Source organism: Streptomyces hokutonensis (genome assembly GCF_000376565.1).
Taxonomy (GTDB): Bacteria; Actinomycetota; Actinomycetes; order Streptomycetales; family Streptomycetaceae; genus Streptomyces; species Streptomyces hokutonensis.
Genome location: NZ_BARG01000014.1, coordinates 55,383 through 67,594, shown reverse-complemented (window position 1 = coordinate 67,594; position 12,212 = coordinate 55,383). Strand labels below are relative to the sequence as shown.

Below are 12,212 nucleotides of genomic sequence, written 5' to 3'. Positions count from 1 at the left end.
TTGACACTGACAAGATTGCCCCAACCGCTCGAACTTGTCAATGCCTAGATTCGGCGTACGCTGCTGAGTATGAGTACGACCAAGCCGACCAAGAGCCCGTACCACCACGGCGACCTGCGCCGCGCCGTCCTCACCGCCGCGCTCGACGTCATCGCCGCCGACGGCCCGTCCGGGCTGAGCCTGCGGGACCTCGCCCGCCGTGCCGGCGTCTCGCACGCGGCGCCGGCCCATCACTTCAAGGACCGCACGGGCCTGTTGACCGCCATCGCGGCCGAGGGGTTCGGGCTGCTGGCCGCCACGATCGCGGAGGCGGTGGATCTCAAGGACGCGGGAGTGCGGTACGTGCGCTTCGCGCGCGAGCATCCGGCGCACTTCCAGGTGATGTTCGCACCCGAGCTGCTGCGCGAGGGCGACCTCGAACTCACCACGGCCCGCGCACTCGCGAGCGAGGCGCTCGGCGGCGCCGTCTCCGCCGTACCTCCCGAGGGCCGCGGCCCCGACGCGCGCCTCGCCGGAGTCGCCGCGTGGTCCCTGGCGCACGGCTTCGCGACGCTGCTGCTCGGCCACAATCTGGACGGGGCGGTGGGTGAGCGGGAGCCGGAGGAGGTGTTCCGGGTGCTGGCGGGGATGCTGTTCCGGTCCGGCTGACCTGCGCGCACCGGTCGCGTCAGCGGAGCGGTTCCGGCGAGGGCGGGGAGAAGGCGGCCGTCGCCTCGGTGTCCCGGGTGAGGATCGGCACGCAGGTGTCGGTGTCACTCGCACATGCACCCGACCAGTTCAGGAAGCTGAATTCGCCGTCCGAGATGGTCGCGGTCAACTGCTGTTCGCTGTCCGAGATCTGGACCACGCACGGCTTGGGTTCGCTGGGGATGGCGATGTCGAAGCCGGACTCGATCTCACAGACCTTTCCGGCCCGGCTGTCCGTGATCGTGACGGTACGGCTGGACGCCCCGCTGGTCTTGACCGTGAGGGACGCGAATCCCGTACCGGTCAGGGCGGCCGTGTACGAGTGCCCGCCCGACGTGATCGTGAGCCGATCGCTCTCGGGCCCGACGCGACTCGGCGAGAACTCGACGGACACCGTGCAGGAGGCTTTGGCCTCCAACCGCTGTGCGCAGGTTCCGTCCGCGTAGGAGAAGCCGCTTTCGCCGGCGAAGGTCGGGGTGCCGAGGTCGATGGCCCGGTCGTTGGGGTTGGTGACCGTGAAATCCACCACGGGTGCCTCCACGGACGGGTAGGTGTGTGTCAGCCCGAACTCCTGCGCGGTGGGGGTGATTTCGGGCCCGGCGAGCGTGATGGGGGTCCCGCCGTTTCCCGTGGTCGTCTCCCCCGTCGTGGTCTCCCCCGTGGTCGTCTGACCCGTAGTGGTCTCCCCCGTGGTGGTCTGCCCGGTCGTCGTTCCGCTGCTGGTTCCGCCGGAACCCGGGCCCACGGGCGACGAGGAAGTGGGATCGCTGTTGTCGCCCGTGCCGCCGAATCCCCCCAGGGCCTGCCCGATCGCCGTGCCGATCACCAGTACCGCCACCACCGCGGCGACAGCCGTCAGCACCCGCCGCCAGGAACGCGGTGTCCCCGGTCCGGCAGGAGGCCGCGGAGGAGGTGCCACCGGTTCGAGCAGCGCGAGGTTCGCCGCGGTGACCGCCGCGCCCGCCGTGTCGCCCAGCTCGGTCCGCAGGTCCAGTGCCCGTCGCAGGAGGCGGCGGGCGAGGTCCGTGCGGTCGTGCAGGAAGTGCTGGACGCCCTGTTGGTGGGTGAAGTACGCCTCGGCCGCCTTGTCGCCGAGCCCCTGCGCGGCGGTGATCCCCTGCGCGAGGGTGTGCTGCCAGGCCTGCCAGTGTCCCTGGACGAACAGGACGCGCTCCACGGCGGTCACCAGCTGGACGACGACCTCCCACTCGCGCCGTTCGGCCGCGATGCCGAGCAGGCTCAGCGCCGCGTCGACGGCTCCGCGCGCGTCCTCACCGGTCGGGTCGCCGGAGGCGAGCCAGGTGACCAGCGAGCGCAGCGCCGAGGCCAGCCCGATGTAGCGGTACAGGATCTGCCGGTACGACTCGCACTTGCAGACCGGCAGCCCGAAACGGTCCTCGCGCTGTTCGGCCAGGCCGCTCGCGAACAGCGACTCGAAGGTCTCTCCGACGTACGCGATGTCGGCCATCTGCGCGAGCAGGCCGGCGGGCAGCAGCGCCGCCGAACAGGGTGAGCACCGCCAGCACGCGCTTGGCCTGGGGGCCGATGGTGGAGATGCTCAGTTCGTCGAGGGTGTTCGGGTCGGACTCCGCGCGCCGGGCGAGGTCGGCGAAGGAGCGGCCGTCGTGGCGCGCCAGCGCGGCGGCCTGCCGCAGATGCAGCGGCTGCCCGTCCACGGCGGCCACCAGCCGCCGTACAGCGGGCATTTCGGGGTCCGTGATGAAGCGGCCCAGCTCTCGGGAGAGCAGAGCCACCGCCGCCGGCTCGGCCAGGCCCGGCAGCGCGTGCGAGGTCCCCAGCACGCCGAGCGCCGGAGCGGCGGCGCCCGTCACCAGCGCGCAGCCCGGCAACACCCGCCGCAGATAGGCGAGTTGGTCCGGGGTGTAGGACACGTCGTCGAGTACGACGACTCCGGTGACATGGCCCAGCGCCTGGCCGCACTGCTGGGTGCTGAGCCGGGTGCCGTCGGGGAGCGGATAGACGTAGAACTGGCGCATCAGGTCCTGGAGCAGGTCCTCCAGTTCGGTGCCGCCCACCCGTACGTACGCTCCGCCCGCGGCCGCGTCCCTGAGGAGGGTGGTCTTGCCCGTTCCGCAGGGGCCCGTGAACTCCACCGCCGAGCGCTCGCGGATCGCCCTGCGCACGAGTCCGCGCTGTTCCTCCCGCCCCACAACAAACGGTGGCGCGAGGACGCCCGGGCCGTAGGGAAGCCGCACCGGTCGCGGTTCTGCGCGCAGGGGCAGGCGGGTGACGCGGGCGCCGTGCCGGTCGGTGAGAGTGACGCCGAGATTGCCGAAGACAACTCTGTTCATTCCTCCCCCTGGGAATGAACCGGGCGCCTGAAAGGCGCCGACGCTTCAACGATGGGGAGTGGGCGCCGCCCGTGTCAAGGCTTCGCCCACCGCCGCTACGACCCCAGGATCGTCGCCAGGAGCTCCCCCACCCAGCCCAGCAACTCCCGCCCCACCAACGGCTTTCCGCCCACCCTGGAGGTCTTCGGGCGGGGGACGAGGATCTGGTGGGCGGCGGGCTTGATGACGGTGCCGGGGTAGAGGCGCTTGAGGCGCAGTTCCTGGGACTCGCGCAACTCCACCGGGGCGAAGCGGATGTTGGTGCCCTGGAGGACGATGTCGCCGACGCCGCACGCGCGCGCGAGCATACGCAGGCCGGCCACCAGGAGCAGGTTCTCCACCGGCTCGGGCAGCTTGCCGTAGCGGTCGACGAGTTCCTCGCGTACGGCCTTGATGTCCTCCTCCGTGTTGGCGGAGGCGATGGAGCGGTAGGCGGAGAGGCGCAGGCGCTCGCCGGGGGCGTAGTCGTGCGGGACGTGCGCGTCGACCGGGAGCTCGATCTTGACCTCCAGGGGCGGCTCCTCCTCGACCCCGCCCTCCAGGGAGGCGCGGTAGTCGGCGACCGCCTCGCCGACCATGCGGACGTACAGGTCGAAGCCGACGCCCGCGATGTGGCCGGACTGTTCGCCGCCCAGGAGGTTTCCGGCGCCGCGGATCTCCAGGTCCTTCATGGCGACGTACATGCCGGCGCCCATCTCCGTGTGCTGGGCGATGGTCGCGAGGCGCTCGTGGGCCGTCTCCGTGAGGGGCTTCTCCGGGGGGTACAGGAAGTAGGCGTAGCCGCGCTCACGGCCACGCCCGACCCGGCCGCGCAGCTGGTGGAGCTGTGACAGACCGAAGTTGTCGCCTCGTTCAACGATCAGCGTGTTCGCGTTGGAGATGTCGATGCCGGACTCGACGATCGTCGTCGACACCAGGACGTCGAACTTCTTCTCCCAGAAGTCGACGACGACCTGCTCCAGGGCCTGTTCCGACATCTGCCCGTGGGCGGTGGCGATGCGCGCCTCCGGGACGATCTCGCGCAACCGCGCCGCCGCGCGGTCGATCGATTCCACCCGGTTGTGGATGTAGAAGACCTGGCCCTCGCGCAGGAGTTCGCGGCGGATCGCGGCGCCGATCTGCTTCTCCTCGTAGGGGCCGACGAACGTCAACACAGGGTGACGCTCCTCCGGGGGCGTCGTGATCGTCGACATCTCGCGGATGCCGGTGACCGCCATCTCCAGGGTTCTGGGGATCGGGGTGGCGGACATCGTCAGCACGTCGACGTTGGCGCGCAGCTTCTTCAACTGCTCCTTGTGCTCGACGCCGAAGCGCTGCTCCTCGTCGACGATGACCAGGCCGAGGTCCTTGAACTTGGTCTCCGAGGAGAACAGGCGGTGGGTGCCGATGACGAGGTCCACGGAGCCCTCGCGCAGGCCCTCCAGGGTCGCCTTCGCCTCGGTGTCGGTCTGGAAGCGGCTCAGCGCCCGTACGTTGACCGGGAACTGCGAGTACCGCTCGGTGAACGTCCCGAAGTGCTGCTGCACGAGCAGCGTCGTCGGGACGAGGACGGCGACCTGCTTGCCGTCCTGGACGGCCTTGAAGGCGGCCCGTACCGCGATCTCGGTCTTGCCGTAGCCGACGTCGCCGCAGACCAGCCGGTCCATGGGGACCGACTTCTCCATGTCGTCCTTGACCTCGGCGATGGTGGTCAGCTGGTCGGGGGTCTCCGCGTACGGGAAGGCGTCCTCCAGCTCGCGCTGCCAGGGCGTGTCCGCGCCGAACGCGTGCCCCGGGGCGGCCATCCGGGCCGAGTACAGCTTGATGAGGTCGGCCGCGATCTCCTTGACGGCCTTCTTGGCGCGCGCCTTGGTCTTCGTCCAGTCGGCGCCGCCCAGGCGGTGCAGGGTGGGTGCCTCGCCGCCGACGTACTTGGTGATCTGCTCCAGCTGGTCGGTGGGGATGTAGAGGCGGTCGCCGGGCTGGCCGCGCTTGGCGGGGGCGTACTCGACGACCAGGTACTCGCGGGTGGCGCCCTGCACCGTGCGCTGCACCATCTCGATGTAGCGGCCCACTCCGTGCTGCTCGTGGACGATGTAGTCGCCCGTCTCCAGGGTGAGCGGGTCGATGGTCTTGCGGCGACGGGCCGGCATGCGGGCGCCGTCCTTGCCGGCGGCCTTCTGCCCGGAGAGGTCGGTCTCGGTGAGGACGGCGAGCTTCAGCGCCGTATCGACGAACCCGTAGTCGATCGATCCGGTCGCCACGTGCACTACGGAGGGGGCGATTTCCCCGAGCTCGGTCTCCAGGCGGGCCGCGACGCCCTCGCTGCCGAGGACCTCCACGGTGCGGGCGGCGGGGCCGTGGGCCTCGGTGACGAAAACCGTGCGCCAGCCGTCGGCGAGCCAGCCCTTGGTGTCGGCGAGGGCCTTCGCGGTGTCACCGCGGTAGGTCTCCGGGGCGTGCATCCCGAGCTTGAGCGTGTCCGCGTCCAGCTCTTCATCAGCGGCGAAGGGCGAGACGGACCACCACATCATGTCCAGCTCGCGCGCCCGGTCCCGTACGTCCGCGATGGCCCACAGGGAGGCCGCGTCGACGTCGATGGGTGCCTCGCCGCCGCCCGCGGTGGCCGCCCAGGATGCCTGCAGGAACTCCTGCGACGTGGCCACGAGATCGGCGGCACGCGTGCGTACCCGCTCCGGATCGCATACGACGGCCATCGCGCCCTTGGGCAGCACGTCGAGCAGCAGCTCCATGTCGTCGACGAGCACCGGGGCGAGGGACTCCATGCCTTCTACGGCGATGCCCTCGGCGATCTTGCCGAGCAGCTCGCCGAGTTCGGGGTGGGCCTCGGCGAGGACACGCGCGCGCGTGCGGACGTCTTCCGTCAACAGGAGTTCACGGCAGGGGGGTGCCCACAGACCGTGCTCGGCGACCTCCAGGGAGCGCTGGTCGGCCACCTTGAAGTAGCGGATCTCCTCGACGTCGTCGCCCCAGAACTCGACGCGCAGGGGGTGTTCCTCGGTGGGCGGGAACACGTCCAGGATGCCGCCGCGCACGGCGAACTCGCCGCGCCGCTCGACGAGCTCCACGCGCGCGTAGGCGGCGGCGCCGAGCGCGTCCACGACCGCGTTCAGGTCGGCGGACTGGCCGGACCTCAGGGCGACCGGCTCCAGGTCTCCCAGACCCTTGACCTGCGGCTGCAGCACGGACCGCACGGGCGCTACGACGACGGAGACCGGGCCCGTCTCCGGGTCGTCGTCCCTCGGGTGGGCCAGCCGGCGCAGCACGGCGAGACGACGGCCCACGGTGTCGCTGCGCGGGCTCAGCCGCTCGTGCGGGAGGGTCTCCCAGGAGGGGTACTCCACGACGCCGTCCGGCGGGAGCAGCGAGCGCAGGGCGGCGGCCAGGTCCTCCGCCTCGCGCCCGGTCGCGGTCACCGCGAGGACGGTGCGGCCGGCCTCCCGCGCGAGTGCGGCGACGGCGAAGGGGCGGGTCGCCGGGGGGCCGACCAGGTCGACGTGCATGCGGTTGCCGTCGGCCGCCGCGCGGGTCGCTTCCGCGAGGGCGGGGTCCTTGACTACGGCGTCGAGCAGACCGTGCAGACTCATGGAGGGGCGCTTCCGTCCGGGTGGTGGGCAACACGAAGGGCCCGACGCGGGTTGCTGTGGGCCGGGGGTTCCAGCGTACGACGCTGGTCGCGCGCCCGGGGTTGGTGCTCGCGTACCAAGGGGCTTCGCCCCCTGGACCCCCGAAAAAGCCCTTGCCCGCCCACCACCCGTTTACTGCCGATCAAAAAGTCGCCGTCAACAGACAACCAACAAACCCGGCGCCGAGAAGTCCCCCGTGACTTCTCGGCGCCGGGTCTCCCCGTGGGCGGTGGCTATTCGGTGGCGATCGCGTTCAGCACGTTCATCCGGCCCGCCCGGAACGCCGGGATCAGGGCCGCGAACAGTCCCACGAACGCCGAGCCGACGAAGACGGCGATGATCGTGCCCCAGGGGATCTCCAGGACCTTCAGCCCCTCCAGGGCGAGCAGCTGCTGGGCGGTCGCGCCCCAGCCCATCCCCAGGCCCAGTCCGAGCAGCGCTCCGAAGAGGGCGATCACGACCGACTCCATGCGGATCATGCGGCGGAGCTGCCGGCGGGACATCCCGATCGCCCGCATCAGACCGATCTCCCTGGTCCGCTCGACGACCGACAGTGCCAGGGTGTTCACGACACCCAGGACCGCCACGATGATCGCGAGGGCGAGAAGGCCGTAGACCATGTTCAGGAGCTGGCCGATCTGGTCCTTCAGTTCCTGCTTGTAGTCGGTCTGGTCGCGCACCTGGTACTGCGGGTAGGGCTCCATGGCCTTCTTCAGGGCCGCGTACGCCTGCTTCTCCTGGCCGTCCTTGGCCTTGGCGAACATGATCTCGTTCGGCGGGATCTTGTTCGCGGGGAGGTACTTCTGCATCGTCGCGATGCTGGTGTAACGGGCGCCCTGGTCGATGGCGACGTCGTCGTCCGTGATGGCCGCGACCTTGAGCTTCGCCGTAGAGCCGCCCTTGAAGGCGACGCTGATCGTGTCGCCGACGTGGACGCCGTGCTTCTTGGCGTACTTGGAGCCGACGGACATCGCGTTGGTGCCGTAGGCCGCGGACAGTTCGCCGGCCGTGGTGGCGCGGCGCAGGTCCTGGGCGTAGGACGGGTCGGCGGCGGTGATGCCGTCGGTGTCCTTCTGGCCGTCGGGCGAGGTGAGCGTGGCCTCGAGGTCCTTGTAGCGGGTGACGTGGACGAGGTCGGGTGCCTGTTCCATCGCCTTCTCCGCCTGCGGGACGATCCGCTGATTGCCCTGGACGATGAAGTCGGCGCCGACGGACTTGTCGAGCTCGCTAGTCGCCGAGGCGACCATCGAGGAGCCGACCACCGACAGGCAGGCGACCAGCGCGAGGCCGATCATCAGGGCCGCACCCGTAGCACCCGTACGCCTGGGGTTGCGGAGCGCGTTGCGTTCCGCCAGGCGCCCCACCGGACCGAAGCCCCGCAGCAGGACCGCGCTGATCACCCGTACGACCCCGTTGGCCAGCAGCGGGCCGATGATCACGAAGCCGATCAGCGAGAGCACGACACCCGCGCCGAGGACCAGCGAACCGTCCGTCGCCTTCTTGGCGGTGGCCGCCGCGAACAGGGCGGCGACACCGGCACCCGTCAGCACCAGGCCGATCAGGCCCCGCACCCAGCCCGCCTTGCCGTCGGCCGGCGTACCGGCGTCGCGCAGCGCGGCCATCGGGGAAACCTTGCCGGCGCGGCGGGCCGGGAGGTAGGCGGCGAGGATGGTGACGATCACGCCGAGGAGCAGGCCGAGCACCGGAGTCGTCCACTTGACGGTCAGGTCCCGGGTCGACAGGTCCATGCCCGCCGCGCTCATCAGCTTCATCAGGCCCACGGCGATCCCGACACCGGCGCCGACACCGAGGATCGAGCCGACGATCCCGAGCAGGGTCGCCTCGACCAGCACGGAGCGGTTGACCTGCTTGCGGGAGGAGCCGATCGCCCTCATCAGGCCGATCTCGCGGGTCCGTTGGGCGACCAGCATCGAGAAGGTGTTGATGATCAGGAAGATGCCGACCAGGAACGCGATCCCGGCGAAGCCGAGCATGGCGTACTTGATGACGTTCATGAACTGGCCGACACCCTGACGGTTCTCGTCGGCGTTCTCCTTGGCCGTCTGGATCTTGTACGTCCCCGTCGCGGCGAGGGTCTGTGCCACGTTCTGCTTGAGCTGTGCGTCGGAGACACCACTCGCAGCCGTCACGCCGATCTGGGTGAACCGGCCGGTGGCGCCCAGGAGTTCGCGCTGTGCGGTGGCGGTGTCGAAGTAGACGACGGCCGCACCGGGGTTAGTCACCTTGAAGGTGGCGATGCCGACGATCCGCGCGGTGAAGTCACCGGTCTGCGAGATGGTGCGCAGCGAGTCGCCCAGCCTCAGGTGGTGCTTGTCGGCGGTGTCGGCGTCGACCATGGTCTCGGTCGGGCCGCGCGGGGCGTGTCCGGAGGTGATCTCCATCGAACGCAGGTCGTTCTTCGTCCAGTTGCCCGCGATGGTGGGCGCGCCGGTCGAGGACCCCATGTTCTTGTTGGCGCTGTTGACGACCGTCACGTTCATCGAACTGACGGCGCCCTCGACGGACTTGACGCCCTGGGCCTTGGCCACCCGCGCGACCGTGGAGGCCGGCAGCGACTCGGGCAGTCCGTTCTGCGGGGTGCTGCCGTCGGCCTTGGCGGACTTCGGCAGGACCGTCACGTCGGAGGCGGTGGCCGCGAAGAGCTTGTCGAAGGTCGTGTTCATCGTGTCGGTGAACACCAGCGTGCCGCACACGAACGCCACCGACAGCAGGACGGCTATCGCCGAGAGGGCCATCCGCCCTTTGTGCGCGAAGAAGTTGCGCATCGAGGTCTTGAGGACGGTCATGACGTACGCCCCCGCGCGTCGAAGTCCTTCATGCGGTCGAGGACGGCGTCGGCGGTCGGCTTGAACATCTCGTCGACGATCCGGCCGTCCGCGAGATACAGGACGCGGTCCGCGTACGAGGCGGCCACCGGGTCGTGCGTGACCATCACGATGGTCTGGCCCAGGTCGTCGACGGAGCGGCGCAGGAAGCCCAACACCTCAGCGCCCGCACGGGAGTCGAGGTTTCCGGTCGGCTCGTCACCGAAGATGATCTCCGGCCGGGCCGCCAACGCCCGTGCCACGGCGACGCGTTGCTGCTGACCGCCGGAGAGCTGGTTGGGCCGGTGCTTGAGCCGGCTCGACAGCCCGACCGTCTCCACGACCTGCGCCAGCCACCCCTTGTCGGGCTTGCGGCCGGCTATGTCCATGGGGAGGGTGATGTTCTCCAGCGCGTTCAGCGTCGGCAGCAGGTTGTACGCCTGGAAGATGAACCCGATCCGGTCCCGGCGCAGTTGGGTGAGCTTCTTGTCCTTGAGGCCGGTGATCTCGGTCTCGTCGAGGTAGATCTGCCCGGAGGTCACGGTGTCGAGCCCGGCGAGGCAGTGCATGAGCGTGGACTTGCCGGATCCCGAGGGGCCCATGATCGCGGTGAACTGGCCGCGGGCGATGTCCACGTCGACATGGTCGAGGGCGACGACGCGGGTCTCCCCGGCGCCGTAGGCCTTGACGACCTGCCGCGCTCGCGCGGCAACGGCCGTACGCCCTCCAGTACCCCCGTGCCTGGGAATGGTCACAGCCGATGTCACGGTATGTCTCCTAAGTCGGTCGGCGGACGAGCGTGCCGGTGTCCGGTCGATGCGTTTCAAGTGGTTACGACGATGAGTCTGGCGGCGGGAGGGGGTCCGGCGCGCTGGTGCTCAGCGCAGTCTTTCCCGGGGGAAAACCCCACCCTCTGCGGTTCGGCCTGCCGCCCCCCAGCGGCATAAAGCCAGGTTAAGGACGGCCCCGGCCCCTTCTCCTCCTCCGCCGGTACGAACCGTCCCCGGGCCGTACTGGGGAGACACCCCTAGGGGCTCTCCACCGCCGGGTGGAGTCGGTCTCGGGGTCCGGTCCACCCACCGGCCCGCTCAGCTTCCACCCTGCCGCTACGTGAGGCTCAAGTGGGAAGCTGGTGCGCGGCAGATAGATGCAAGGGGAAAGGAATCCTGTGGACCAGGGGGACAGGGACACCGACACCGACACGGACGTCGACAGCGACAGCGACAGCGAGATACGCCCCGAGGCGGCCGAGCGGTCCACGCCGGCCCCTCCCGACCGGCGCCGGGGAGCCGTCGTAGCGGCCCTCATGCTCGCGATGGCGCTGGCCGCCCTCGACTCCACCATCGTCTCCACGGCCGTACCGCAGATCGTCGGCGACCTCGGCGGCTTCTCCGTCTTCTCCTGGCTCTTCTCCGGCTATCTGCTCGCGGTGACGGTCACCCTCCCCGTCTACGGCAAGCTCTCCGACACCTTCGGCCGCAAGCCGGTGCTGATCACGGGCGCGGCGGTCTTCCTCGCCGGTTCGCTGCTGTGCTCGGCGGCCTGGAGCATGGGCGCGCTGATCGCGTTCCGCGTCGTGCAGGGCCTGGGCGGCGGGGCGTTGCAGGGCACGGTCCAGACCCTGGCCGCCGACCTGTACCCGCTGAGCGAACGCCCCAAGATCCAGTCGAAGTTGTCCACGGTGTGGGCGGTGTCGGCGGTCGCGGGTCCGGGTGTGGGCGGCCTGCTCGCGGCATACGCGGGCTGGCGCTGGATCTTCCTCGTCAACCTCCCTGTCGGAGCAGTGGCGTTGTGGCTGATCGTCCGCTACCTCCACGAACCACAGCGCACCCGCACCTCCCGCCCCCGCGTCGACTGGGCGGGCGCGCTGGCCGTGTTCGCGTGCGGAGGCGTCCTGATCACGGCCCTCGTGCAGGGCGGGGTGGCCTGGCCGTGGCTGTCGACCCCCTCAATCGCCTTGTTCGGTACGGGACTTGCGCTGGCCGGAGTCGTCGTGGCGATCGAACGCCGGGCGGCGGAGCCGATCATCCCCGGGTGGGTGTGGCGCCGCCGTACGATCGCCGCCGTCAACCTGGCCCTGGGCGCACTGGGGTTGCTCATGGTCGCGCCGAGCGTGTTCCTGCCGACGTACGCCCAGTCGGTGCTCGGTCTGGCCCCGGTGGCGGCCGGATTCGTGCTCTCCGTATGGACGTTGAGCTGGCCGGTGTCCGCGGCACTCAGCCAGCACGTGTACCGGCGGATCGGCTTCCGCAACACCGCGATGCTCGGCATCGGAACGGCCACGCTGATCCTGTTCGCGTTCCCGTTCCTGCCGTATCCGGGCGCGGCCTGGCAGCCGATGGTGTTGATGCTGCTGCTCGGCGCGGCCCTCGGCCTCTTCCAACTCCCGCTGATCGTCGGGGTGCAGTCGACCGTGGGGTGGGAGGAGCGGGGCGTGACGACCGCGTCCGTCCTGTTCTGCCGCCAGACCGGGCAGACGATCGGCGCGTCGGTCTTCGGGGCTGTGGCCAACGGGGTGTTGGCGTCGCGGCTGGGTGGCGCGAGCGATCTGGACTCGGTGACGCGGGGGTTGGACGGGGGTGCGGTGCCGGAGGGGACTCGGCGGGCTGTCGCGGATGCGGTGCATGCGGTGTACGTGGGGGCGGGGGTCGCCGCCGGGGTGGCGTTTCTGGTGCTGCTGTTTCTGGCGCCTCGGCGGTTTCCGGTGCTCAAGGAGCAGTGAG

General features: G+C 70.2%; 6 protein-coding genes. 2 read left to right on the top strand and 4 right to left on the bottom strand.

All coding sequences use genetic code 11. From position 1 onward, the window contains the following. The first annotated feature begins 69 nt into the window (after positions 1-69). Positions 70-648: a TetR/AcrR family transcriptional regulator gene (locus SSP08S_RS05950; RefSeq protein ID WP_019066657.1), complete on the top strand. Its 579-nt coding sequence runs from the start codon at positions 70-72 to the stop codon at positions 646-648. A gap of 19 nt (positions 649-667) precedes the next feature. Here SSP08S_RS05950 and SSP08S_RS05945 read toward each other — a convergent pair whose 3' ends face one another. The 4 genes from SSP08S_RS05945 to SSP08S_RS05925 all read right to left on the bottom strand — a co-directional run bounded on the left by SSP08S_RS05945 (position 668) and on the right by SSP08S_RS05925 (position 10,256). Next, the gene (locus SSP08S_RS05945) at positions 668-2,155 is read right to left on the bottom strand and encodes a hypothetical protein (RefSeq protein WP_026178213.1); all 1,488 of its coding nucleotides are present in this window, start codon (positions 2,153-2,155) and stop codon (positions 668-670) included. 939 nt (positions 2,156-3,094) lie between these two features. Further along, positions 3,095-6,625 (bottom strand): transcription-repair coupling factor, encoded by a 3,531-nt coding sequence (mfd, locus tag SSP08S_RS05935; RefSeq protein WP_019066655.1) that lies wholly within the window; start codon positions 6,623-6,625, stop codon positions 3,095-3,097. Between the two features lie 272 nt (positions 6,626-6,897). Further along, entirely contained in the window at positions 6,898-9,471 is a 2,574-nt protein-coding gene (locus tag SSP08S_RS05930; RefSeq protein WP_019066654.1) for an ABC transporter permease, read from the bottom strand. Further along, positions 9,468-10,256 (bottom strand): ABC transporter ATP-binding protein, encoded by a 789-nt coding sequence (locus SSP08S_RS05925; RefSeq protein WP_026178212.1) that lies wholly within the window; start codon positions 10,254-10,256, stop codon positions 9,468-9,470. Before SSP08S_RS05925 ends, SSP08S_RS05930 begins: the two co-directional genes overlap by 4 nt. A 380-nt stretch (positions 10,257-10,636) precedes the next feature. Here SSP08S_RS05925 and SSP08S_RS05920 point away from each other — a divergent pair, with 380 nt between their 5' ends. Beyond that, complete coding sequence (locus SSP08S_RS05920; protein ID WP_078532353.1) at positions 10,637-12,211, top strand: MFS transporter; 1,575 nt, start codon at positions 10,637-10,639, stop codon at positions 12,209-12,211. Position 12,212 lies beyond the last annotated feature (1 nt).